Genomic DNA, 22,656 nt, shown 5'->3' with positions numbered 1-22,656 from the left:
GGTTCCATCCCGGCCAGCGGTGGTGCGGTTGCGATTGCTGGTCGAGAAGGCTCGACTCTCCCGGAGGAAAGGCCGGATCAGGTAACCCAGGACCGCCGAGCGTTATTCGGGGCTGGGCGGCTGGAGCACTGTCTCGGCGCCAGCCGCGCTGCTGCTCCCATGAGCTGAACTCTGCACCAATCCAGCCAGTCGGAAAAATGACACCGAGGTAATCCCGGCGGCTTGGCAGAGGCGGTTTAGATGACGGGCACTATCTATATCGGCATTTCCGGCTGGCGTTACAAGCCCTGGCGCGGCGACTTCTACCCTGAAGGTCTCAAGCAGCGCCAGGAACTGGCCTACGCCTCGCGCGCGGTCAGCTCCATCGAGATCAACGGCTCCTTCTATGCGCTGCAGACCCCCGAGCGCTATGCCGACTGGTACGCGCAGACGCCCGATGACTTTGTGTTCAGCGTCAAGGCGCCGCGCTATATAACCCACGTGAAGCGCCTCAAGGAGATCGAGGAGCCGATGGCGAACTTCTACGCGTCGGGCGTATTGCAGCTGAAGGAGAAGCTGGGCGCCACGCTCTGGCAGTTTCCGCCCAGCTTCAAGTACGACGCCGAGCGTTTCGAACAGTTTCTCTCTCTGCTGCCGACGACCTGGGCGGCAGCGCGCCGACTGGCCAGGCATGCCAGCCGCGGCGAACCGCCAGCAAAGTCAGAACTGCCCGCCAGAACGCCGCTGCGCCACGCGGTGGAAATTCGTCACCCGAGTTTTACCTGCGTGGAGTTCGTCGAACTGCTGCGCAAATACCGGGTAGCTCTGGTGGTGGCCGATACCGCAGGCAAGTGGCCGCTGCTGGAGGATGTGACCAGCGATTTCGTCTATATACGCCTGCATGGCGATCAGGAGCTGTACAGTAGCGGTTACAGCGACGAGGCGCTGAGCCACTGGGCAAAGCGGATTCGCAGCTGGCTGGCCGGCCGGCAGCCGCGCGACGCGCATCGGGTGGCGAGCGCGGCGCCACCCAGGCGCAGCTCGCGGGACCTGTTCTGCTATTTCGATAACGACATCAAGGTATGTGCGCCCTACGATGCCCGGCGCCTGCTGCGCATGCTGTCACTGGCCGAGCATCTGGCGGTAGTACCCGGCGAGCCAGCGTCAGAATTGCCTGATTAGCGCGCGCGGGCGACCCTAAGAACGGCGCGCCTGCCGGCCCCCCTTGGTTGGGCCGCCGACCATCCTGTTTAATGCCCCGGCCCGGTGCCGGCACTGAGATCTTTGACATGCAGCCGATCATTGCAGGCTACAGCTTTGAGCAACACCGAGTCTTTTCGGTCGCAGAGCTACAGGAACTGGCACGTCTATGTGGCGACAGCAACCCACTGCACCATGACCTGAAACGCGCGCAAGCGAGCCGCTTTGGTGGGCTCATAGCCAGCGGGAGTGCCATCAGCGCAGTGTTTTCGGCGATGATTCCGGCACACATTGGCGAGCAGGTTCCGATGCTGGGCCTGGAGATGTCGTTCCGGTTCAATGCCCCGGTGCGACCCGATGTGGCGATAGTTCTGCGCTGGCAGGTTGTCGAGGTACAGGCAAGAAAGGCACAGCGTTCGATAGCGACGCTGCAGGGGGAAGTGCGTGACGGCGCACAAAACCTGCTTATCGCCGGGTCTGCCAAGATAATGCTGCTGGCCGAACTATAAGCGCCGGGCTTCAACCGCAGCGACCGTTCAAGTGGCCGCCCTTGGTATCAGGTGGTCGCCGCGAGGCCTTTCAGATAGTCATTGAAACCCTCGGCGCAGCGTGCTTCGCGACGCGCGCTGGTCTCTACACTGTTGCCGGCGGTCCAGGAAATGCGCGCACCCAGCGCCTCCAGTGCATGTACCAGGGCCACATCTTCGTGGGCCATTACTGGCGGAAAGCCGCCGGCACGCTGGTAGGCGTGCGCACAGACGCCCAGATTGGCGCCGTGTATATGCCGATGACCTTCGCGCTGCTGGTAAAGACGCAGATACAGATTGCGCACGGCGTCCGGATATTCATCCCAGCGGGTCACCCGCACCGTGCCGCAAACCACCTCGGCCTCGGAATGAATCTGGCGCACCAGCCAGTCTTCGGGCACCAGGCTGTCGGCATCGGTGCTGGCCAGCCAGCGCGCACCCTGCTGGAGCAACCAGTCTGCGCCGGCGCGTCTGGCAGCCCCGACATTGCGTTCGCTGATTGTCAGACAATGCACGCCCGCCTGCGCGGCGATGCTCGCCGAGCTGTCGCTGCAGGCGTCCAGAACCACTACCGGGCAGACTTGCTCGCCGTTGAGCATGGCATGCCCGGCGGCCTGCGCCACGGCACGCAAACAGGCCGCCAGGAGCAATTCCTCGTTGTGCACGGGTATCACCACACCGATCAATTTAGCCGCTCCTCAAGACTCAGAGTGTCAGCGTCGGCAGTCCATACCTCCAGCAGAAAATCCCGTTCCTCATGACGCAGCAAACGCGGCAGAGCCAGATGCTGATCGAGTAGCTCGTGCACTTGCCGGCCGCTTAGTGCGCAGCCTTCGATGGGATGCAGCCAATGGCAGGCGATTAGTGTGCCGCGCGGTCGCAAGCTCTGTCTGGCTTGCTGGACGAGTTGCTGCCACTGATCGCCGTCCAGGTAGTAGCCCAGCTCGCTGAGGACTATCAGGTCGAACTGCTCGGCAGGCCAGTCTCCCGGCGCTGCGCCCACCTCGACCCGGGCTTGGGAGCACTGGGCCAGGCGTGCGCGTGCCAGCGCCACGGCGCGGGCGCAGATATCCATGCCGAGAAAGCGCGTACTGCGCGCGGCTAGCGCCCGGCTCAGCTCGCCGTTGGCGCAGCCCGGCTCGAACACGTTGGCGTAATGCTGATGGGGCAGGCTGGCCAGGGTCAGGTCACGCTTGCGTTGCTCATACCAGCGCTCACTGAAGGCCCAGGGATCCTGGCTGTCGGCAAAGAGTTGGTCGAAATAAGAGGCGGGGATGCTCATAAAAATACCAGTTCAAAGGGTTGCAGCAGCCGCGCCAGTGTCGCTGCGGCAAGAACCGGTGGCGCGCCAGTGCTGGGATCAGGCTGCAGTTGGCTGCGGTGCGCCTGGGCTGCGCAGGTCTTGCGCGCCAGTTGCGCCTCGCTCAGCGGCAGTTTGCGTGCCCGCGACCAGGGCAGACGCGAGTCCTCGGGGGCAGCCCAGTGCCAGGCCCATACCGGTACCTCGATCAACTGCGCCTGGGCGCGGCGGGCACACTCGGCGGTAGCGGCGCCCACCGCTTCGTGATCGCAATGCCCATCCCTTCGCCAGGTGCTGAGTACCCGGTCACCCGGGCGCAGCAAAGCATCAAGATAGCGCCGCAAACGATCAAGGTGGGCGGCAACCTGGCCATCGGGCAACGCCAGATGTTGCCAGTCCACCTGCGCGTCGGCGAAACCGAGCCTCGCCATGGCGTTCCGGCTTTCCTGGCGCCGGGTGGCGCGCAGCCGGTCTGCCGACCATAGTGGTGATTGCGGATGGCTGCCTTCACCATCGGTGACGGCCACCACGGTGAGTTTGTGATTGCGCTCAGCCACGCCCGCCAGCAGGCCGCCGCAGCCCAGGTTCTCATCATCTGGATGCGGCGCTACTACTATCACCCGCGACTGGGATGGTATTAGCTCGGCCAAGCTGATAGGCGGCACAGCGGCCAGCGCCTGGCTAGCCTGCCACGCGTGTAGCGGGGTGCCTGCGATGCCGAATGCGCCGGCGTTGGCGCTAGCTGGCGCGGCGGCGAGTGGTGTGCGCATCAACCGGCTCACAGCTGCCAGCTGAAACTGGCGCGCGCGGCGATCTGGCTCCCCAGTTCGGCCAAGTCGCGTTCAGCGTGGCTTTGCCGCATGAAAACCGGCAAGTCGGCGGCCAACCGGGCGAAACGGGCATCGCGGCAATAGGGCGTGGCGCCGAGGCCGCGACCGACGTGATGCAGTACCTGCTCCGCCGCCTGTTCGACCTGCGCGCGCACCCTTAGCACGGCCAGTTGGGCTTCCTGTCTGGGGTTGTTATCAATCCACTGCGCGCACTCGCGCAGCGAACTGGCGGCGCTGCTCAGCGCGGCGTCCACCGCGCCCAGATGCGCCTGGGCATGAACGTCATCCTGCCGCCGCGCGCAGAAGTCCTTGAGGTACAACGCCAGTCCCGAGGCGGCGCCATACCAGCAGGCAGCGATACCGCCACCGCCGTGCCAGAAACCGCGCCGGGAGAGGTATTCGCCCGGCGCCCCCACCAGGCAGGAGGGGGCTTGCTCAAAGCTCACATCCACACTGGCGGTAGCCGCCATGCCCACGGCTTGCCAACCGTGTTCGCCGATATCGACTTGCGGTTGATGCAGATCCACGGCAACCAGTTGCGGCTGCTCCTGCTCGTTCCAGGCGGTCAGCAAAGCCCAGTCGATCTGGGCTGCACCCGAGCACCAGGCTTTGGTGCCGGTCAGTAGCGGCGTGCCTTGCAGATCCTCGGTGATGCGCACCCGGGCCTGCGGCGGTTCGGCTGCCCAGACTGCCCAGAGCCCTGATTTGAGCAGGTGGGCGCCGCCGAGCTCCTGCAAAATGGCAATGGCGTCGGTATGGCTTTCGTACAGCTTGGCCAGCGACAGGTCGTGGGCCGCAACCAGAGCCAGGGCCTGCCAGCGCTGCAAGGTTTCGCCTTTGCCTGGCTGCGGTAGCACATCGAGGCCCTGATCGGCACAAAATCGCATGGCCACCTGCAACTCATGATCGTGTCGCAGGGGCTGGGGTCGCTTGGCAATGACTTCCAGTATGGCGGCGAGTTGTTTGGGGTCAGGCATGGAGCACGGCTTCCTTGGCAGAGTCTGGGCTTGCCTAGTTTCGAGCGGATAGCCGCTCGAATCGTTCAAACTCTTTGGCCGCAAGCCGCAAGCCGCAAGCCGCAGCAAAAGCAAAAGCAAAAAGTAATTTTCCTGAATATCAGCGAGAATGAGGCGCTTGGGTATCCGGCTATGGGAGCCGGCCCGGAAAAAGGACGCGCCATGAAAAATGGACTTTTATGTCTACCGCTGCTTATTGCCGGCTGCACTTCGGTCACGGTCGAGCCGGTGGATCCGGCCGATGGCATCGTGTATGTCTGCATACAGGACAACGCCAAAGTCATGGTCAGCGATTTTTTACCGGTGGTGCAGGCCGGCTTCGAGCGCCACGGTATCGCCACGCAGGTATTTTCCGGCGCTTTGCCGCAGAAGTGCGAATACGTGCTCAGCTACACGGCCCTGCGTTCCTGGGACATGGCACCTTATCTTTCGCATGCCGAGCTCTGGCTCGACCGGCGCGGTCAGCGGGTGGCGTCGGCGGAGTATCATCTGAACGGCAAGGGCGGCCTGTCGTTGATGAAATGGCAGGGCACGCAAGCAAAAATGGATCCGGTAATCGACCAACTGCTGGGCGGGGCACGCTGACCGGCCCGGTTGTGCCGCAGCCCGCTATAAGCGCTACCACGGAGGCATTTGCATGACCCCCACACTGCTTTCAGCCGACTCGCGCATCATTCTGTTCGACGGCGTGTGCCGGCTCTGCAACGGCTGGGCAAATTTCATCATCCAGCACGACCACAGCCATAGGTACCTGTTGTGCAACGTGCAATCGGTGGCCGGCCAGCAACTGTTGCAGCATTTCGGTTATCCGACGGACCGTTTTGCTACCATGCTGGTGATTGAGCAGGGGCGTTGCTTCGAGAAGAGCGAGGCGTTTTTCCGGGTCATGCGCGGATTGGGTTGGCCCTGGAGGTGGGTGACGGCGCTGCGGCTGGTGCCGCGGCCGCTGCGCGACTGGCTGTATGACCGTGTTGCGCTGAATCGCTATCGGTTGTTCGGCCAGTACGAGGTCTGTCGGCTGCCTGCGCCGGAACACGCCGAGCGGTTTGTCGATGGCCGTTGATAACCTGCGACACATCAGCTTTTGCTGCCGGGTGGGGCTGGGGCTGTTGTTCGTCTATCACGGGCTGGTGCCAAAGATTCTGTATCTGAGTGCCATTGAGGTCAGTCTGGTCGAGGCCAGTGGCGCCGGCTTGCCGGCGCGCATTGCCTCGCCACTGGCGGGCGTCGTGGAAATTCTCTTGGGCGTACTGATCGCCTTGCGTCTAGGCGGCAAGGTGCCGGTGTGGTTGGCTGCGCTGGCCCTGCTGGGGTTGCTGCTCTATGTGGCGGTGTTGAGTCCGGCGCTGCTGGTAGAGGCGTTCAACCCGGTTACCACCAACCTGCTCGGCTTGCTGCTCTGTTATCTGATTCTGCGGCTGGAGTCGTCGCCAGGCAGCGTGGGCGCTGGCTGAGTCTGCGTGGAATCTACCCGGTTCGCTGTGGTCATAGCAGCGGGCAACGGATCGCACGCGTTGCCGTTGGCCGTTTGTTTACCCTGCCGCTTAACCGCCTGCCCGCCGGCCGGGCCCTCACCAGGAGCCGTCTTGAACAACGTCAGTCCGCCGAGAACCTGGATAGCCGTGCTGCTGGGCATTTTGTTGCAGCCCTTCGTGTTTCTCTATGTGAATCGCCCCGGCCTGTTCTGGCTCTATTTTCCTGCGGCTCTGCTGGTCGCCGGGCTGGACTGGTACTTCTCGTTGTCGCTCCACCTGCTGTTCAGCCTGCTGTGTCCGCTGCATGCCTGGTGGCTGCTGCGTAGGGGGGCGGTCGGCCAGCCGCGACCCTGGTACAGTCGAGTCTGGGTGGTAGTGGGCTGCTATTTGCTGCTGATGCTGACAGTGATGCTGGTGCGCACCTATCTCTACGAGCCCTACGCGGTGCCGTCGGCCTCGATGCACCCGACCCTGGTAGAGGGTGACGTGGTGATAGTAAGGAAGTGGGGCTTTTCCCAGCCCGCGCTCTATGGTCAGGCGCTACCTGGCGCAGCGCAGGTGGCGACGGCGCAGCTCCAGCCGGGCAAGGTGTATGTATTTTATCCGCCCGATATGAACGTGCTCTATGTAAAACGACTGCTGGCCTTGCCCGGGGATGTCATTGCGCTGACGGAGCAGGGCCTGGTGGTCAACGGCGAAACCCTGCCCAGAGAGCGGGTGAGCGAAACCCAGCTGGCCAGCATTTACGCCGAGGCGGCTGGCGACAGCCGTTATCAGGTTCAACAGCTCAAGCAAGCCGCCTCAATGCCCATCCGCACCTTTAAAGTGCCGGCGGGGCATTATTTCTTTCTTGGCGACAATCGCGACAACTCCGACGACAGTCGCCACTGGGGCAGCGTGCCGGCAGAGCGTATTGTGGGGGAAGTGGTGGCGGTAGTGCCCAGATAGCGGCGCGTTGATGGCCGGTTTTGCTCCGGCCCGCCTTTAATGCGCCATCAGCCCCGGCAGCCAGGTCACCAATCCAGGCCAGCAGGCGACGATGATCAGCATCAGAATCTGGATTGCGATGAAGGGCAAGACCCCGCGATAGATGGCCGAGGTCGGCACGCTCGCCGGTGTGACGCCGCGCAGGTAGAACAGCGAAAAGCCGAACGGCGGCGTCAGGAAGGAGGTTTGCAGGTTCAGCGCGATCATCACGCCCAGCCATACCGGGTCGAGCCCCATGCTCAGCAAGACCGGCCCGACGATGGGCACCACCACAAAGGTGATCTCGATGAAGTCGAGAATGAAACCGAGCAGAAAGATCACCAGCATGACCACCAGGGTGGCGGTAAACACACCGCCCGGCAGTTGTTCGAACAGGTGATGGATCAGGTCGTCACCACCGTAACCGCGAAACACCAGCGAGAAGATCGAGGCGCCGAGCAATATCATGAATACCATGGCGCTGATTTCGGTTGTGGCCTGGGCGACCTCGCGCAATTTGCCCAGCCCCAGTTGCCGCTTTGCCAGCGCCAGCAAGGTCGCGCCCAGCGCGCCAACGGCGGCTGCCTCGGTCGGCGTGGCGATGCCCGCCAGAATCGAGCCCAGTACGGACATGATCAGCAGCAAGGGGGGCAGGAGACTAAGCAGCACCTGGGGCCAGGACACCTCGGCCCGCTCCTCGTCGGTCAACGCCGGTAGCTTGTTGGGCTGCCAGATGGCCACGCATATCAGATACAGCAGATACAAGCCTACCAGCACCAGGCCCGGCAACAGCGAGCCGATAAACAGATCGCTGACGGTGACGGTCTTGGGCGAGAAGATGCCCAGACGGGTTTGCGCCTGCTGGTAGGCGTTGGACAGCACATCGCCCAGCAGCACCAGGATGATTGATGGCGGAATGATCTGCCCCAGGGTGCCGGTGGCCGCGAGGGTGCCGGTGGCCAGGGCGGGATCATAGCCGCGCCGCAGCATGCTCGGCAGCGCCAGCAAGCCCAGAGTCACCACGGTGGCGCCGACAATCCCTGTGCTGGCTGCCAGCAGCGCGCCGACGATGCATACCGAAAACGCCAGACCGCCGCGCAGCCCGCCAAACAGCCGTGACATGGCCTCCAGCAGGTCTTCGGCGATGCGCGATTTTTCCAGCATCACGCCCATGAAAACGAACAGCGGCACCGCGAGCAGGGTCTGGTTGTTCATGGTGCCGAACAGGCGGCTGGGCAATGCGCCCAGAAAACTTGGTTCAAACAGATTCAGCGCCATGCCCAGCCCGGCAAACAGCAGGGACATGCCGCCCAGGGTAAAGGCCACCGGGAAGCCAGCCATGAGGGCCAGACAGATGCAGATGAACAGGGCGACGGCCATGTATTCCACGCCCATTACAGGTGCTCCTCATGGCTGGCCGGCAAATGGCTGGGCAGGGCGCCAGCGATCACGGCCGCGGTCTTGATCAGCTGCGATATCGCCTGCAGCAGCAAACTGGTTACCAGCAATAGAATGAAGCTCTTCTGGATATAGACCCAGGGCAGGCCGCCAGCGTCCGCCGAGCGCTCCTGGCGCTGCCAGGCCACACTGACATAGTCCCAGCAGTTCCAGGCCAGAAACAGGCACATGGGCAACAGGAACAGCAGGCTGCCGGCAAAGTCGATAATTGCCTTGCCGCGGGAAGAGAAACGCCGGAAGAATATATCCACGCGCACATGGGCGTCACGTTGCAGCGCCCAGGCTGCGGCACCCATGAAGGCCAGTGAGTGGCCGTACATGATGATTTCCTGGGTGGCGGGGGCACCGATGCTGAAGGCGTAGCGTAACACTACAATCAGGCAGGTCAGCAGCACCAGCAGCACACTCAGCCAGGCGACACCGCGCCCCAGCAGGCTATTGGCATGATCGATGGCGCGCGCCAGCGTCAGGCCGGCGGTAAACAGAGGGCGAGACATGGCTGCGGGCACTCGGTCGGGGTGGCGGCGCTGTTGATCCGACCCTGAAAGGATCAGGACGGGATAACGCGGGTCCGGCCACGGTCATCAATGGCGACGAAAACAAAGGTGGCTTCGGTCACCTTGCGGCTTTCATCGTGGGCCAGGTCCTCGCTCCAGACCTCGACCAGCATCTTGATCGAACTGCGGCCGATATCCAGCACATCGCAGTGGAAGGCCAGCTGGGCACCGACCGGCACTGGCACCATGAAGCCCATGCGATCGATGGCGACGGTCGCCACGCGGCCGCGCGCGATGCGCGCCGCTGTACTGGTGCCGGCTACATCCATGTGCGCTACCAGCCAGCCACCGTAAATATCGCCGAAACTGTTGCAGTCGCGGGGCAGGGTGGTGATCTTCAGCGCCAGTTCACCCTGGGGAACCGGGTCCATATCTAAATCGTGCATTAAACACTCGAATAACGGTCTGGTTTGTATTTGTTGTAGCCGAAGGCGGGAGCGTCAAAGTCCGGCCAAGCCTTACATGGTAAGGGATTGCGGTCGGTGGCTCAATCATTCTCTGTGGGAAGATGCCCGAGTTGAGCGCTGGTTGGTGTGTTTCACATAATTGTCATAATTCGTGAATAGAGTTGTCACATCACGCTTTGATACTGAGTCGCGTGTTGCAAACACTACCTCACTAGGAGAATGACAATGAAACTCAAGCGTATGTTCGCTGCTGTGACCTTCGCCGCTGCCGGTGTAGCCGCCAGCTCCAGCTTTGCTGCCGTTGATCCAGCTCTGGAAAACTATGAGCGCGTCGGCGGTGTATCCGGCAACCTGTCCAGCGTCGGTTCTGACACACTGGCCAACATGATGACGCTGTGGGCTGAAGAGTTTAAGCGTCTGTACCCGAACGTCAACATTCAGATTCAGGCCGCAGGTTCCTCTACTGCGCCACCTGCGCTGACTGAAGGTACCTCCAATCTGGCGCCGATGAGCCGCATGATGAAGGACAGCGAAATCCAGGCATTCGAAGAGCGTTATGGCTACAAGCCGACCGCTGTTCCGGTTGCCATCGATGCCCTGGCCGTATTTGCCCACAAGGACAACCCGATCAAGGGTCTGACCATGGCGCAGGTTGACGGTATCTTCTCCTCCACTCGTCTGTGTGGCGGCGAAGAGCTGACTACCTGGGGTCAACTGGGTCTGGACGGCCAGTGGGCTGATCGCGACATCCAGCTGTACGGCCGCAACTCGGTTTCCGGCACCTACGGTTACTTCAAGGAAAACGCCCTGTGCAAAGGCGACTTCCGCAGCGGTGTGAACGAGCAGCCAGGTTCCGCTTCGGTTGTTCAATCGGTCAGCCAGTCGCTGAACGCAGTAGGTTACTCCGGCCTGGGTTACAAGACCTCCAGCGTCCGTGCGGTTCCGCTGGCCAAGGCTGAAGGTGAAGAGTTCATCGAAGCCAACGAAGCCAACGCCATCGCTGGTACCTACCCGCTGTCACGCTTCCTGTACGTCTACGTCAACAAGGCACCGAACGGCGAGCTGGCTCCGCTGGAGCGTGAGTTCGTCAAGATGATGTTGTCCAAGCAAGGCCAGGATGTGGTCTTCAAGGACGGCTACGTGCCAATGCCCAAGCGTGCTGTAGACAAGGTTCATCAAGAGCTGGGCTTCTAAGCCGGCCAAGGTCGGGCAAGGACGCCTGAGCAAGGGGTGTGTCTATGACACGCCCCTTTTTATCGTCATACCGTTGTAACCATTTCGTCACATTGACCCTGTAGGGTGTGCGCCATGACTATGCAATCATCACCCAAGACGTCCCGCGTCGACTTCAATACGCCAGCGATGCAACGCCATCGTTCCGTGCGTCACTTCAAGGACCACTTCACTCGCTGGTATGTCGCGATTGGCGGTCTGGGCGTGATAGTCGCGGTGTTGCTGATTTTTCTGTATCTGCTATCGGAAGTGCTGCCACTGTTTGGCGGAGCCGATATGGAGCAACGCGAGCGCTATTCCACCGGTTGGCTAGAGCAGGCTGATCCGCCGTTGATGCTGGCCATGGAAGAACAGGGCGAGGTGGCTATTCGCGTGTCCGCCGCAGGTAATGTGAGCTTCTTCAGGACACTGGATGGTGGCTTGGTTTCAGCTCAGCAGTTGCCCATTCCCGAGGGCGCGAGCATTTCCAGTTTCAGCGTCGAGAGCCCTAATACGCGGCAGTTTGTCGTGGGTCTGAGCAACGGCCAGGCGATCATTGCGCAACACAACTACAAGGTGACCTACCCGAACGATGTTCGGTTGATTACCCCCGAATTGAAATTCCCCTACGGTGCCGAGCCGATCACACTGGATGCTCAGGGTCGTGCCCTCGAGCACGTTGCCATGACTGGCGATGACAGCGGATTGACGCTGGCTGCCAACGTAGGACGCGAGCTGCTGGTCACTGCCATCAGCCGTCAGGAAAACATCATGACCGGCGAGGTGACTACCTCGCAGAGCGAGCTCGAGCTGCCGCCAGCGCAGGGCGATATCAGCAATATTCTGATCGATCCGCTGCGTCAGTGGATGTACGTGGTCAATGGCGGGCAGTACGTCGATGTACTGTCGTTGCGCGCGCGCGGCGAGCTGAACGGCCACTACAAGGTGATCAGCAGTCAGAACGCGCAAGTAACTGCCAGCAACATGATGCTGGGCGGCATCTCGCTGATTATCGGCGACAGCAATGGCGACCTGCAGCAGTGGTTCATGGTGCGCGGCAACGGCAAGCCGACGCTGACACCGGTGCGCAGCTTTGATCAGCAGGCCGGTGTGGCCATCCAGATGATTCAGCCGGAAGAGCGTCGCAAGGTGTTTCTCACCACCGATGCCGAGGGCCAGTTGGGCATCTACAACTCCACCGCCCACAACAATCTGCTGGTTGAGCCGCTGGACGACCAGCCGGTGCGTGCCTTTGCCATCGGCCCGCGTGCCGACCACCTGCTGGTGGAGCATGACAACGGCGAGCTGAGCTACTGGGACGTGGAGAACGAACACCCGGAGATATCCTGGTCTTCGCTGTGGGGCAAGGTCTGGTATGAAAGCTATCCAGAGCCCGATTACGTCTGGCAGTCGACGTCCGGTACCTCCGAGTTCGAGCCCAAGCTGAGCCTGGCGCCGCTGACCTTCGGTACGCTCAAGGCCGCCTTTTACGCGATGATTCTGGCCACGCCAATTGCGATTGCCGCCGCGGTGTATACCGCCTATTTCATGGCTCCCGGCATGCGCCGCAAGGTCAAGCCGATCATCGAGCTTATGGAGGCATTGCCGACGGTTATTCTCGGTTTTCTTGCCGGTCTGTGGCTGGCGCCGCTACTGGAGGACAACCTGCCAGGCATCGTCTCGTTACTGATTCTGCTACCTATCGTCTTCATCGGCATTGCCTACCTCTGGAGCCGCATGCCCGAGCGCACGCGGCTGGCGGTACCGGATGGTTGGGAAGCGGCGCTACTGATTCCGGTCACCCTGTTACTGGGTTGGGCCTGCTTCGAGGCGAGCGTCTATATCGAAGCCTGGTTCTTCGGTGGCGATATGCGCGTCTATCTGACCCGTGATCTGGGCATCGACTTTGACCAGCGCAACTCCCTGGTGGTGGGCCTGGCCATGGGTTTTGCGGTGATTCCGACCATCTTCTCGATTGCCGAAGACGCTGTCTTCAGTGTGCCGCGTCACCTGACACAGGGTTCGCTGGCATTGGGCGCCACGCCGTGGCAGACCATGAGCCGGGTGGTCATTCTGACGGCCAGCCCGGGGATCTTCTCGGCGGTAATGATCGGTATGGGTCGCGCTGTGGGTGAAACCATGATCGTACTGATGGCCACTGGCAACACGCCGATCATGGACTGGAACATCTTTGAGGGCATGCGCACGCTGTCGGCCAACATCGCAGTGGAGATGCCCGAGTCGGAAGTCGGCAGTACCCATTACCGGGTGCTCTTTCTCGCCGCACTGGTGTTGCTCAGCTTCACCTTCCTGATGAACACGGCAGCAGAGCTGATACGTCAGCGCCTGCGCAAGAAATATGCCTCACTCTGACCTACGGGAATGCACACAGTGAAACAGAGCAACTTCACAACCTGGTTCAAATCAGGCAGCCCCTGGGTCTGGATGAATGCTGGCGCGGTCGCCGTCGCGGTGATCATGACCCTGGGCCTGCTGCTGCTGATCGCCGTGCGCGGCCTCAGCCACTTCTGGCCGGCCGATCTGGTGGAAGCGCAATACACCATTCCCGGTCAACCGCCCATTACCCTGATCGGCGAAGTCACCACGCGTGAGCAGGTACCCACCGAGCGTCTGAAGGGCGCCGGCCTGCCAGTGGATCCGGAGAAATCCGAATTCATGGATCGCGAGTTGTTGAAGGTGGGTAACCGTGACCTGTACGGCGCGGATTTTCGCTGGATTGTTGCCGACTGGCTGAGCGATGAGCGCTATCCGGAAGACATCATGGCGATCGAACGCCGTGAATGGGGCAACTTCTATGGTTACCTGCTCAGCGTCACCCGCGATGGCCAGGTGATCGAGGGCGAACAGGCTCGCGAGGCCCTGGGCGCTGCGGTCGAGCGGGCCGAGGGCATCTATGAAGAAATCCATTCGCTGGAAACCGGCGCCATCGGCAAGATCAACTCGGAGCTGGAGCGCATCCGCCTGCGTGAGCGTGGCTATGAGCTGAACAACGCGCTGACCGCAGATCGCAAGGCCGAGCTGGAGGCCGAGCGCGCGGTGCAGAACGCGCTTTATGCCGAACTGGAAGGTCAATTGGTCGAGTTGTACACCGCGTTCAACCGCGACAGCCTGATGGCGCGCGCCATGGACGGTCAGGAAAAACGCATCAGCCTGTCTGCGGTGGTGCGAGTATTCCACCCCAACGCCATGGGGATTACCGACAAGATCGGCCACTATTTCGCCAAGCTCTGGGAATTCGTCAGTGACGAGCCGCGTGAGGCCAACACTGAAGGTGGGGTATTCCCGGCGATTTTCGGCACTGTGATGATGGTGCTGCTGATGTCGGTGATAGTTACACCCTTTGGTGTGCTCGCCGCAGTTTATCTGCGCGAATACGCCAAGCAGGGCGTGGTGACGCGCACCATCCGCATTGCGGTGAACAACCTGGCCGGTGTGCCCTCGATCGTATACGGGGTATTCGGCCTGGGCTTCTTCATCTACTTTCTGGGCGGCAACATCGACCAGCTGTTCTTTCCGGAATCCTTGCCTGCGCCAACGCTGGGTACCGGCGGCCTGCTATGGGCTTCGCTGACCTTGGCGCTGCTGACCGTGCCGGTGGTGATCGTGGCGACTGAAGAGGGTCTCACGCGGATTCCCCGTTCGTTGCGCGAAGGCTCGCTGGCATTGGGCGCGACCAAGGCCGAGACCCTGTGGAAGGTGATTCTGCCGATGTCCAGCCCGGCCATGATGACGGGTCTGATTCTGGCGGTGGCGCGCGCTGCGGGCGAAGTGGCTCCGCTGATGCTGGTAGGCGTGGTAAAGCTGGCGCCGACCCTGCCGCTGAATGCCAACTACCCTTATCTGCACCTGGATCAGAAGTTCATGCATCTGGGCTTTCATATCTACGATGTGGGCTTTCAGAGTCCCAACGTCGAAGCAGCTCGCCCGCTGGTCTACGCCACTGCGCTGTTGCTGGTCGGGGTGATTGCCTCGCTGAACTTTGCTGCGGTCGCCATTCGAAATCACCTGCGCGAAAAATACAAAGCGCTGGAAAACTGATAACCCCTTTCAACGCGGACTCAAGATTATGTCTAACGATATCAAAACCCACGCAATGGATATGAGCGCCCTGGGTCGCCCGCAGCAGGACATGAGCATGGATCAGGAAACCGTCGCGCTGGAAGTGCCTGGGCTGAGCCTGTTTTATGACACCAAGCAGGCGCTGCACAATGTCAGCATCAAGATACCGCGCAACCGGGTGACCGCCTTTATCGGCCCGTCCGGCTGCGGCAAGTCGACCCTGCTGCGCTGTTTCAACCGGATGAACGATCTGGTCGACAGCTGCCGCGTCGATGGGCAGATTCTGCTGGATGGCGAGGATATCTACGCCAAGGGCGTGAACGTGTCCGAGCTGCGCCGCCGTGTCGGCATGGTGTTCCAGAAGCCCAACCCCTTCCCCAAGTCGATCTACGAAAACGTGGCCTACGGCTTGCGTATTCAGGGCGTGAACAACAAGCGCACCCTGGACGAGGTGGTGGAGTGGGCGCTCAAGGGCGCCGCCCTGTGGGATGAGGTCAAGGATCGCCTGAACGAGTCGGCACTGGGTTTGTCCGGCGGTCAGCAGCAGCGTCTGGTGATTGCCCGCACCATCGCGGTGGAGCCGGAAGTACTCTTGCTGGATGAACCGGCCTCGGCGCTGGATCCGATCTCGACGCTGAAGATCGAGGAGTTGATCAACGACCTCAAGAACAAGTTCACCATCGTCATTGTCACTCACAACATGCAGCAGGCAGCGCGGGTATCGGATTACACTGCCTTCATGTACATGGGCGAGCTGATCGAGTTTGGTGATACCAACACCCTGTTCACCAACCCGTCGAAGAAACAGACGGAAGACTACATTACTGGCCGCTACGGCTAACCGGGGATTGCACCATGCCAGATAAAGAAGCGTTTAATCAGCACATTTCCCAGCAGTTCAACGCCGAGCTGGAAGAAATCCGTACCCAGCTGCTGGAAATGGGCGGGTTGGTTGAAAAGCAGATCAACGACGCCATAGTGGCGCTGATCGAGGGCGACGGCAAGCTGGCGGAACAGGTCCGCGAGAAAGACGACGCCATCAACCAGATGGAGCTGGACATCGACCAGGAGTGCATGCGCATTCTGGCCCGCCGGCAACCGGCGGCCAGCGACCTGCGCCTGGTGATCAGCATCAGCAAGATCATTGTCGATCTCGAGCGCATTGGTGACGAAGCCTCGAAAATCGCGCGCCGCGCCATTGATCTGGTGGAAGCCGGCCAGGCCCCCAAGGGTTACGTCGAGTGCCGGCACATCGGTCATCATGTGCGCCGCATGGTGCAGGAGGCATTGGATGCCTTCGCCCGCATGGACACCGAGCAAGCCTTTTCGGTGGCGCGCGAGGACAAGTCGGTAGATCAGGAATACAAGTCGGCGATGCGCGAGATGATTACCTTCATGATGGAAGATCCGCGCTCGATCTCACGGGTGCTCAACATCCTCTGGGTGCTGCGCTCGCTGGAGCGGGTCGGCGATCATGCGCGCAACGTTGCCGAGCACGTTATCTACCTCGTCAAGGGGACCGACGTGCGGCATATCGGTCTCAAGCGTATGGAAGCTGAAGTTCGCAAGGACAGCGACCCGGTCTGACGGCTGTTTCGCTGCAAACAACAAACCCGCCAATCGGCGGGTTTGTTGTTTGCAGGGTGCGCCTTTCACTTGTGGCTCAGCACCCACTCGGCCAGCACCTTGGCCTCTTCCTCGGTGACCTGGTTTGGCGGCATGGGGATCGGACCCCAGATACCGGAAACGCCGTTCTTGATGTGTCCGGCAACGGTCTCTACCGCGCCCTCCTGGCCGGCGTACTTCTTTGCTACCTCGGTATAGGCCGGACCAACGAGCTTGCTGTCTATCTTGTGGCACGCGACGCAGGCCTTGCTGTTGTAAAGGTCTTCCCCTTCGCTGGCGAAAGCCGCGCCTGCGGCGAGTAGCGCGCCAGCGGTGATTACCGGTAACAGTATGCGTTTCATGGACAGTCCTCGAGCTAACGGATAACGACAGTTTCACCTGTCTGATGGATGAGCTTTTATCAGCCTCTTCTACTAATTAAACATGGACGCAAATTCGCTACAAGGCAAGCGACCGGATGTCGCGCCTGAATGATGGACGCGCTCTGGCATTTTGCGTATGTTGCGGGACAAAATTGCAAAATGTATCTACTGCCGCTGCCTTGTCTGTAGCTCGCCGCTCACCGCCCCGAGCTGAACCAAACGATGGCCGGCGCATCTACTGACATAGAGCCCAGGACATAGGCGTGCAACAAGACCTGCCCTGAGCGTGCCGGAGGGCCGATGGATATCAAGTCATACAGCATCAACTGGCACTACCCCACGTCCATGCGCGTGGGCGCCGGTCGTATTCGCGAACTGGCTCAGGCTTGCAGTCAACTGGGCATGGAAGCGCCACTGCTGGTGACAGATCCGGCCTTGGCCACCTTGCCCATGGTCGCAGACGCGTTGCAGCTGTGTCGTGATAGCGGCTTGCGTCCCGGGCTGTTCAGCGCGATCAAAAGCAACCCCCTACCGGCGCCAATGTGGCAGCGGGCGTGGTGGCCTTGAAAAACGGTGGGCACGACGGCGTTATTGCCTTTGGCGGCGGTTCTGCGATTGACGCGGGCAAGGCTATTGCACTGATCGCGCAGCAAAACTGCACGCTTTGGGAGGCACAGAATCCGGCCTTGGTTGATCCGGCCAGGATGTTTCCGCTGGTGGCCGTGCCGACCACTGCCGGCACCGGCTCCGAGGTGGGGCAGGCGGTGGTGATCAGCGACGACGAGAGTCATCTCAAACGGGTCATCTTTCATCTGAAGATGATGCCCCCGATCGTCATTCTCGACCCGCAGCTGACACTGGGTCTGTCGCCGCAGCTCACTGCCGCTACCGGTATGGACGCCCTGGCACATAATCTGGAAGGCTATTGCACGCCGCTTTATCACCCCATGGCCGAGGGCATCGCCCTGGAGGGAGTGCGTCTGGTAAAGGAGCATCTGCCGCGCGCGGTGCATGACGGCAACGATATTCATGCTCGCCTGCAGATGCAGGTGGCCTCCAGCATGGGCGCCACTGCCTTTCAGCGCGGGCTGGGAGCACTGCACGCCCTGTCGCACAGTCTCGGTGCCTTGTCCGATGCTCATCATGGCCTGCTCAACGGCATACTGATGCCTTACGTGCTGCTCGCCAACCGGAGCGCCATCGAGGATGAAATGCAGCGCCTGGCACGCTACCTGGACCTGCGGCAGCACAGTTTCGCCGGGGTATTGGAATGGATACTGGATCTGCGTGCCGAACTGGGTATTCCGCACAGCCTGGCCGAGCTGAATATTGACCCTGGCCACGCCGAAAGCGTTGGCTTGATGTCGGCTCGTGATGTTACCGCGCGTACCAATGCCGTGGCGCTCGATGCCGGGCAGTATCAGGAGCTGTTTCTCAATGCTCTCAAGGGTTCACTCTAGCCTTGCCTGGCTGCTGGCCAGCTCGGCGGCCGACCTGCATGATGCCAGCACGCAAACTCAGCCAAAGCTGACCTGAATCTGCGAACCTGCCACGCTGATTTCACCGGCGGCAGGTGTTTGCGCAGCGATTTTCTTGTTGACCGGAGGGCTTGGCAGCGGCTCGCCATTCTTGTCCACCGCCAGTACTTCCAGCGCAAAACGCGCTGCCAGGGCTTCCGCCTCTTCCAGCAGTTTGCCGGTGAGCCCGGGTACCACGCGAATCTCGCTGGCGCGCCCGGGTGCCGGCACCGGCACGATCTTGAACTGGATCTTGGCGGCAGCGGTGGCCTGGAAACCGTAGCGGTTGGTCAGGTCGGCATTGACTGGCGCTGCATAGACTCTGGCCGCCGGCAGGCGCGGCAGGAAGCGCTCGGCCAGGCTGAGGGCTTTGCTGCTCGCCGCAGTCGACGCTGGGGCGGGCGCAGCGCTGTTGTTCTGGCCACTGATGCTGAGCGCCACCTGAATCTCGCCAGTGGTTTCCGGCAGGGCGTAGAAGGTCGGCTGGTAGCCGATTTCCTGCAGCAGCTTGAGTTCGTCGCTGTCGCTTTCGTGGTAGATGGCCAGTATCTGCGCCAGCGAGGCGCGATCCAGCGCCTCCTGCGCCTGGGCAACGCCCTGGCCGACCGAGGCAATGATATCGCCGATGGGGGCGGCCATGACATCGCTGACCAATTCCTTGATGGTGGGCATAGCTTGCGTCCTCTGTGCGTGGCTGCTGCTCAGCCGGAATGAAACGGATCAACCCCGGTGCGCGTTCAGGCCTGGGTAAAGACCACCAGCACGCTTTCGCCGGGGGGGAGTGTCGAACCCTTGGCCGGAATCTGGCGGATCGCCTGGCCGATGCTCTGATTCTTGCCCACGCTTTGATAGGCCGCTTCCAGTTGCAGACCGAGATCGCCGGCCAGGCGACGCGCGAGTGTTTCTGTCAGATCACTGAAATCGGGAACCGTCACCATCGGCTCGCTACTCTGTCCCGTGCTGCTGTCAGGCAGGTATTCCAGCGCGACGTCGGTAAAGATGCCGCTGTTGCCCTTGTCGATTTCCGCCAGGGTGGGCAGGGTCATGCTGTTGCCATTGACCAGGGTTTTCAGATTCAGTGATACCTTGCCAAGCCGGTAGGGCACGCCGTCTTCGTTGAGCTTGCTCTGGGCCTGCTGCAGCTGACGAGCGATATTGCTGTACAGCTCGCCGGCATCCACCTGAGTGTGCATCTGCTCTTTGAGCCGTTCGCTTTCTTCCCGAGCGCGGGCTGCCTCTTCTGCCGCTTCGCTGCGCTGTTTGCTCAACTGTTCCAGGCGTTCGGAGACCTGGGCAATTTCCAGATTCTTCTGGTTGAGGTTGCGCTGCAAGGTGGCGGTAGAGAGCTCGAATTCGGTGGACTGGCGCAGAATCTGTTCGTTGAGTTGCAGTTTTATCTGGTTGGTGGCCAGTTCGATCTGTTCATTGCCGGCGGCTGCGGGTTTGCTCTGCAGCTGCTTTTCCAGGGTCTGGATTTTCAGTTGCGCCTGCTTGAGCTCATTGCCGGTGTTCTGTTTATCGCGCTCCAGGGTATTGATCACCTGCGCCTTCTGGTTCAACTCCAGCGATTGCACTTCCAGTTGTTTGCTGAGGTCGGCCTGGGCCTTGAGTTGAATACTGGCCGGTTGTACCTGCGGCTGCGCTCGCACTACCTGCGGGTTGATACGCAGGCTGGCCATCTGCAGGGTCAGCTTCACCACTTCCCTGGGCATGCCGGCCAGCAGGTAGTCGTCGGCGGCCGTGAAGGGGCTGTCGCGCTCGCTACGCGGTACCGCGTTATCGCCGAGCCGCTCGATGTCGCCGTAGGACAAGCGCACCAGCTTGCCGGGTTCGACCTTGATCAAGCCGCCCTCGGCCAGCACCCGCGCGGGTTCCTTGGCTTTGCTGGTTTCGCACAGGCGCAGTGCTGGCAGCATGGCGCCTTCGCTCAGATCGACTTTCAGCGCGAAGTCACCCTTGGCATTCAGGCTGCCCTTGGCGGCGCTGCGCCAGAGCTGCCGGGCCATGTCGTAAAGTTGCAGTTCGACTTGTCCGGAGGCAGCTTTGCCATCTGCCTCGAACACACTGCCGCTGATGCTCCATTGCATGGGGTTGAGATCCTATGGGGTCAAGATGAGCTGGGTGAGGGAGGCGCCGCTGTTGATCAGCAGCACCAGATTGGTGTTGGCCGGCAAGGTGTTGGTCAGGCTGAGGCCGACCTGGGCGACGCCCGTTGCGTCGGTTTGCAGCACCCGTTGCTCCAACTGCAGGCCGCTGCGCAGCTGTTCCTGAGACAGATTCTTCACGCCGGCGGCCTCACTCAGCAGCAGGCTGGTCTGCAGATCCAGATTGAGCTCCACCGGCGCCTGGGCAATGCGCTCGCCAGCGCTGTTGCTGACCTCTATCAGCAGCTCGCGCTGTAGCGGCTTGGCCTCGTCAGCGGCTTGGGCTCGGGCGTTGATACGCAGCGTCGGCAAGCTGTTGCTCGGTGGTACCGAGACCAGGCGCCCGCTGAAGGTACTGGTCAGCTCGGTGGCGCCGGTGCTGGCCTCGGCGCTGCGCTTGAGGTCCGGCAGCTGCAATTTGAGCAGCGGGATGCGGCTGGCCTTGATGGAGTTGGTGCGCAGGGTGCGTACGCCGGTATCGCTGTCTTGTGGCTCGCTCGGCAGGCTCGCTTCCACGGTGGCCTTGATGCTGAAATCGAGATAGGGCAAGTGGTAGCTGCTTTGTGGGCGGCCAAAGGCGTCGGTGGGCGGGATGTCGTCCAGCACGGCCTGGGCATCGCGCAGACCGCGCGCCAGCCCCAGTAGTATCTGCTCTATCGAGCCACTGACGAAGTCGCTGGAATTGCTCATGATTAGTCGGTACTCAGTTGTGGGCGTTGGCTGCGGCGCTCGGCGGCGCGTTGTTGCAACAGGTCTTGCTGGCGCTCGGCACGGCGGGCTTCACGGCGTTCTTCCAGGCGCCGCTCCTGCACCTGCTGGCGGCGTTGCTCGAGTTGTTCGAGTGGCCCGGTGTCGACTTCGAGCAGCCGACGCTGGCGCTGCGCATAGCGGTCATCGAAGCTTTGTTGTGTGGTGGGCTCGCGCAATGCCGGCATATTGGCCTGCGCGCCGCCGAACGCGTTGTTCAGGCGATCGGTCAGTGGCCGCAGCAGAGGTTCACGCAATGCCTGGCTGCGTTCCTGTTGCAGGCGTGCCAGGGCATTGCTGCGCCCTTGCTCGACTCGCCGGTCGAGCCGTTGCAGCAACCCCTGATGAGCCTGCTGCTGGCGCGCGGCACTGCCTCTGGCCTGAGCCAGCTGTTGCTCGCGCTGTTGCCACCAATGCTGCAGCGGCGCCTGACTGTCGGAGGGCGATAGCTCGCGCTGCTGCGTCCGACGCTGCTCCCAGGCGGCATGTTCTGCGCGTCGCTCGGCGGCGCTGGGTACTGGGTAGACGCGGTTGGACCCGCTCTGCTCGGGCTGCCCGCCCAGGACACGCATCTGCTGCTCCAGCGTTTGCCTCTGCTGTAGCAGGCGCTGCAACCCTGGCACTTGCCCGCTGAGCTGCTGCAGGCTGCTTCCCGCCGCAGGCGCGGCGGAGTTGGCAGCCTGCTGGCGCGCCAGGTCGCGCCAGGTCTTGCGGCTCATTCTTCTTCCGCTTCGATCAGCGCGCGGATGCGCTCTTCCAGCACCGCAGGTGCCGGCACCGGGACCAGCTTGGTGCGCATCACCGAACTGCCTTCGGCCGAGTACTGGTATTTGCTGGCGTAGCTGGCGCTGACCGAGCTGGCGCTGACCGAGCCGGCGGCGAAGAAGGGCAGCCCCACCCCTTTGGCACTAGCCTTGACCTGGGTGCGCTTGTAGGTCGAACTGCGCTCGCTGTTGATACTGATCGAGAGCTTCAGTTCGATCACGGTATCCACAAACTGATAGAAGCTTGGAGTAAAGCCCAGCTCCAGCAGGCTGTAGGATTTGCCATTGCTGAACTCCACCTTGTAGGGCGCCTCTTTGCCGTCGCCGTCTTCGTCGCTGCCGGTGGCAAAGCCCGCCATCATGCGCGCAATGCGCAGCGATACCAGGTCGAGCTCGAGCTGGGCTTCGGCGATGCCGACGCCCATGTTGCGCACAATCAGCGGAAAGGGCGCGTTGAGTAATTCTGTGCCGACACTCATGTGGTTGATC

24 protein-coding genes and 1 pseudogene are annotated in these 22,656 nt (G+C 61.7%); 12 read left to right on the top strand and 13 right to left on the bottom strand.

Annotated features, from left to right (window positions below; translation table 11 throughout):
- Positions 1-240 precede the first annotated feature (240 nt).
- A complete protein-coding gene (locus V7756_RS11460) occupies positions 241-1,161 on the top strand; it encodes a DUF72 domain-containing protein (protein ID WP_335610308.1) in 921 nt (306 codons plus the stop codon).
- A gap of 107 nt (positions 1,162-1,268) precedes the next feature.
- Entirely contained in the window at positions 1,269-1,688 is a 420-nt protein-coding gene (locus V7756_RS11455; RefSeq protein WP_335610307.1) for a MaoC/PaaZ C-terminal domain-containing protein, read from the top strand.
- Positions 1,689-1,735: 47 nt separating this feature from the next.
- Here the strand turns inward: V7756_RS11455 and V7756_RS11450 are convergent, their stop codons facing one another.
- Genes V7756_RS11450 through V7756_RS11435 form a run of 4 tightly spaced genes read right to left on the bottom strand, consistent with a single transcriptional unit; the run spans position 1,736 to position 4,813 of the window.
- Positions 1,736-2,392, bottom strand: coding sequence for a glycosyltransferase (locus V7756_RS11450; RefSeq protein WP_335610306.1), 657 nt, complete (start codon positions 2,390-2,392; stop codon positions 1,736-1,738).
- Positions 2,389-2,988 (bottom strand): class I SAM-dependent methyltransferase, encoded by a 600-nt coding sequence (locus V7756_RS11445; protein ID WP_335610305.1) that lies wholly within the window; start codon positions 2,986-2,988, stop codon positions 2,389-2,391. The genes V7756_RS11450 and V7756_RS11445 overlap by 4 nt, the downstream gene beginning before the upstream one ends.
- A complete protein-coding gene (locus tag V7756_RS11440; protein ID WP_335610304.1) occupies positions 2,985-3,776 on the bottom strand; it encodes a PIG-L deacetylase family protein in 792 nt (263 codons plus the stop codon). The genes V7756_RS11445 and V7756_RS11440 overlap by 4 nt, the downstream gene beginning before the upstream one ends.
- Before the next feature lie 8 nt (positions 3,777-3,784).
- Positions 3,785-4,813 carry an acyl-CoA dehydrogenase family protein gene (locus V7756_RS11435; protein WP_335610303.1) on the bottom strand — a complete coding sequence of 343 codons (1,029 nt, stop codon included), beginning with the start codon at positions 4,811-4,813 and terminating at the stop codon, positions 3,785-3,787.
- 30 nt (positions 4,814-4,843) lie between these two features.
- Between V7756_RS11435 and V7756_RS11430 the strand changes: the two genes are divergently transcribed.
- From V7756_RS11430 to lepB, 4 genes are all read left to right on the top strand, one after another.
- Positions 4,844-5,437 (top strand): Sbal_3080 family lipoprotein, encoded by a 594-nt coding sequence (locus V7756_RS11430; protein ID WP_335610302.1) that lies wholly within the window; start codon positions 4,844-4,846, stop codon positions 5,435-5,437.
- A 52-nt stretch (positions 5,438-5,489) separates the two neighbouring features.
- Positions 5,490-5,915, top strand: a complete 426-nt coding sequence (locus V7756_RS11425) for a thiol-disulfide oxidoreductase DCC family protein (RefSeq protein WP_335610301.1) — start codon at positions 5,490-5,492, stop codon at positions 5,913-5,915.
- Positions 5,905-6,306 (top strand): DoxX-like family protein, encoded by a 402-nt coding sequence (locus V7756_RS11420; protein WP_335610300.1) that lies wholly within the window; start codon positions 5,905-5,907, stop codon positions 6,304-6,306. The genes V7756_RS11425 and V7756_RS11420 overlap by 11 nt, the downstream gene beginning before the upstream one ends.
- Before the next feature lie 132 nt (positions 6,307-6,438).
- Positions 6,439-7,275: a signal peptidase I gene (lepB, locus tag V7756_RS11415; RefSeq protein ID WP_335610299.1), complete on the top strand. Its 837-nt coding sequence runs from the start codon at positions 6,439-6,441 to the stop codon at positions 7,273-7,275.
- 36 nt (positions 7,276-7,311) lie between these two features.
- On the opposite strand, the gene V7756_RS11410 is transcribed toward lepB, so the two are convergent.
- From V7756_RS11410 to V7756_RS11400, 3 genes are read right to left on the bottom strand one after another with little or no spacing between them, the layout of a single operon-like run.
- Positions 7,312-8,688 carry a TRAP transporter large permease gene (locus tag V7756_RS11410; protein ID WP_335610298.1) on the bottom strand — a complete coding sequence of 459 codons (1,377 nt, stop codon included), beginning with the start codon at positions 8,686-8,688 and terminating at the stop codon, positions 7,312-7,314.
- Positions 8,688-9,248, bottom strand: a complete 561-nt coding sequence (locus V7756_RS11405) for a TRAP transporter small permease subunit (RefSeq protein ID WP_335610297.1) — start codon at positions 9,246-9,248, stop codon at positions 8,688-8,690. Before V7756_RS11405 ends, V7756_RS11410 begins: the two co-directional genes overlap by 1 nt.
- Before the next feature lie 53 nt (positions 9,249-9,301).
- Complete coding sequence (locus tag V7756_RS11400) at positions 9,302-9,694, bottom strand: acyl-CoA thioesterase (protein ID WP_335610296.1); 393 nt, start codon at positions 9,692-9,694, stop codon at positions 9,302-9,304.
- 246 nt (positions 9,695-9,940) lie between these two features.
- On the opposite strand from V7756_RS11400, the gene V7756_RS11395 reads away from it, so the two are divergent.
- The 5 genes from V7756_RS11395 to phoU all read left to right on the top strand — a co-directional run bounded on the left by V7756_RS11395 (position 9,941) and on the right by phoU (position 16,594).
- Positions 9,941-10,909, top strand: a complete 969-nt coding sequence (locus V7756_RS11395; protein ID WP_335610295.1) for a PstS family phosphate ABC transporter substrate-binding protein — start codon at positions 9,941-9,943, stop codon at positions 10,907-10,909.
- 114 nt (positions 10,910-11,023) lie between these two features.
- Positions 11,024-13,300 carry an ABC transporter permease subunit gene (locus V7756_RS11390; protein ID WP_335610294.1) on the top strand — a complete coding sequence of 759 codons (2,277 nt, stop codon included), beginning with the start codon at positions 11,024-11,026 and terminating at the stop codon, positions 13,298-13,300.
- 9 nt (positions 13,301-13,309) lie between these two features.
- Positions 13,310-14,986: a phosphate ABC transporter permease PstA gene (pstA, locus tag V7756_RS11385; RefSeq protein WP_335610293.1), complete on the top strand. Its 1,677-nt coding sequence runs from the start codon at positions 13,310-13,312 to the stop codon at positions 14,984-14,986.
- 28 nt (positions 14,987-15,014) lie between these two features.
- Complete coding sequence (pstB, locus tag V7756_RS11380) at positions 15,015-15,848, top strand: phosphate ABC transporter ATP-binding protein PstB (protein WP_335610292.1); 834 nt, start codon at positions 15,015-15,017, stop codon at positions 15,846-15,848.
- 14 nt (positions 15,849-15,862) lie between these two features.
- Positions 15,863-16,594, top strand: coding sequence for a phosphate signaling complex protein PhoU (gene phoU, locus V7756_RS11375; protein WP_335610291.1), 732 nt, complete (start codon positions 15,863-15,865; stop codon positions 16,592-16,594).
- Between the two features lie 65 nt (positions 16,595-16,659).
- On the opposite strand, the gene V7756_RS11370 is transcribed toward phoU, so the two are convergent.
- Complete coding sequence (locus tag V7756_RS11370) at positions 16,660-16,974, bottom strand: c-type cytochrome (RefSeq protein ID WP_335610290.1); 315 nt, start codon at positions 16,972-16,974, stop codon at positions 16,660-16,662.
- A gap of 321 nt (positions 16,975-17,295) precedes the next feature.
- Here V7756_RS11370 and V7756_RS11365 point away from each other — a divergent pair.
- Positions 17,296-18,455: pseudogene (locus tag V7756_RS11365) on the top strand (iron-containing alcohol dehydrogenase).
- Between the two features lie 57 nt (positions 18,456-18,512).
- Here the strand turns inward: V7756_RS11365 and V7756_RS11360 are convergent.
- The 5 genes from V7756_RS11360 to V7756_RS11340 form a co-directional block, all read right to left on the bottom strand.
- Positions 18,513-19,184, bottom strand: a complete 672-nt coding sequence (locus tag V7756_RS11360) for a hypothetical protein (RefSeq protein WP_335610289.1) — start codon at positions 19,182-19,184, stop codon at positions 18,513-18,515.
- 65 nt (positions 19,185-19,249) lie between these two features.
- Positions 19,250-20,599, bottom strand: a complete 1,350-nt coding sequence (locus V7756_RS11355) for a PASTA domain-containing protein (RefSeq protein WP_335610288.1) — start codon at positions 20,597-20,599, stop codon at positions 19,250-19,252.
- A 12-nt stretch (positions 20,600-20,611) separates the two neighbouring features.
- Positions 20,612-21,346 (bottom strand): hypothetical protein, encoded by a 735-nt coding sequence (locus tag V7756_RS11350; RefSeq protein WP_335610287.1) that lies wholly within the window; start codon positions 21,344-21,346, stop codon positions 20,612-20,614.
- 2 nt (positions 21,347-21,348) lie between these two features.
- Positions 21,349-22,122: a hypothetical protein gene (locus tag V7756_RS11345; protein ID WP_335610286.1), complete on the bottom strand. Its 774-nt coding sequence runs from the start codon at positions 22,120-22,122 to the stop codon at positions 21,349-21,351.
- Positions 22,119-22,646, bottom strand: coding sequence for a hypothetical protein (locus tag V7756_RS11340; RefSeq protein ID WP_335610285.1), 528 nt, complete (start codon positions 22,644-22,646; stop codon positions 22,119-22,121). Before V7756_RS11340 ends, V7756_RS11345 begins: the two co-directional genes overlap by 4 nt.
- Positions 22,647-22,656: the final 10 nt, after the last annotated feature.

Origin of the sequence: Halopseudomonas sp. (assembly GCF_036961105.1) — a bacterium.
In the GTDB taxonomy this organism is placed as follows: domain Bacteria; phylum Pseudomonadota; class Gammaproteobacteria; order Pseudomonadales; family Pseudomonadaceae; genus Halopseudomonas.
This window is presented reverse-complemented; position numbering and strand designations above follow the sequence as displayed.

Coding starts and splice junctions, on each gene's coding strand:
- V7756_RS11460 (WP_335610308.1), top strand. CDS start 241: ATGACGGGCACTATCTATATCGGCATTTCCGGCTGGCGTTACAAGCCC.
- V7756_RS11455 (WP_335610307.1), top strand. CDS start 1,269: ATGCAGCCGATCATTGCAGGCTACAGCTTTGAGCAACACCGAGTCTTT.
- V7756_RS11445 (WP_335610305.1), bottom strand. CDS start 2,988: ATGAGCATCCCCGCCTCTTATTTCGACCAACTCTTTGCCGACAGCCAG.
- V7756_RS11440 (WP_335610304.1), bottom strand. CDS start 3,776: ATGCGCACACCACTCGCCGCCGCGCCAGCTAGCGCCAACGCCGGCGCA.
- V7756_RS11435 (WP_335610303.1), bottom strand. CDS start 4,813: ATGCCTGACCCCAAACAACTCGCCGCCATACTGGAAGTCATTGCCAAG.
- V7756_RS11425 (WP_335610301.1), top strand. CDS start 5,490: ATGACCCCCACACTGCTTTCAGCCGACTCGCGCATCATTCTGTTCGAC.
- V7756_RS11420 (WP_335610300.1), top strand. CDS start 5,905: ATGGCCGTTGATAACCTGCGACACATCAGCTTTTGCTGCCGGGTGGGG.
- V7756_RS11410 (WP_335610298.1), bottom strand. CDS start 8,688: ATGGGCGTGGAATACATGGCCGTCGCCCTGTTCATCTGCATCTGTCTG.
- V7756_RS11405 (WP_335610297.1), bottom strand. CDS start 9,248: ATGTCTCGCCCTCTGTTTACCGCCGGCCTGACGCTGGCGCGCGCCATC.
- V7756_RS11400 (WP_335610296.1), bottom strand. CDS start 9,694: ATGCACGATTTAGATATGGACCCGGTTCCCCAGGGTGAACTGGCGCTG.
- V7756_RS11395 (WP_335610295.1), top strand. CDS start 9,941: ATGAAACTCAAGCGTATGTTCGCTGCTGTGACCTTCGCCGCTGCCGGT.
- V7756_RS11390 (WP_335610294.1), top strand. CDS start 11,024: ATGACTATGCAATCATCACCCAAGACGTCCCGCGTCGACTTCAATACG.
- pstA (WP_335610293.1), top strand. CDS start 13,310: ATGCACACAGTGAAACAGAGCAACTTCACAACCTGGTTCAAATCAGGC.
- pstB (WP_335610292.1), top strand. CDS start 15,015: ATGTCTAACGATATCAAAACCCACGCAATGGATATGAGCGCCCTGGGT.
- phoU (WP_335610291.1), top strand. CDS start 15,863: ATGCCAGATAAAGAAGCGTTTAATCAGCACATTTCCCAGCAGTTCAAC.
- V7756_RS11370 (WP_335610290.1), bottom strand. CDS start 16,974: ATGAAACGCATACTGTTACCGGTAATCACCGCTGGCGCGCTACTCGCC.
- V7756_RS11360 (WP_335610289.1), bottom strand. CDS start 19,184: ATGCCCACCATCAAGGAATTGGTCAGCGATGTCATGGCCGCCCCCATC.
- V7756_RS11355 (WP_335610288.1), bottom strand. CDS start 20,599: ATGCAATGGAGCATCAGCGGCAGTGTGTTCGAGGCAGATGGCAAAGCT.
- V7756_RS11350 (WP_335610287.1), bottom strand. CDS start 21,346: ATGAGCAATTCCAGCGACTTCGTCAGTGGCTCGATAGAGCAGATACTA.
- V7756_RS11345 (WP_335610286.1), bottom strand. CDS start 22,122: ATGAGCCGCAAGACCTGGCGCGACCTGGCGCGCCAGCAGGCTGCCAAC.
- V7756_RS11340 (WP_335610285.1), bottom strand. CDS start 22,646: ATGAGTGTCGGCACAGAATTACTCAACGCGCCCTTTCCGCTGATTGTG.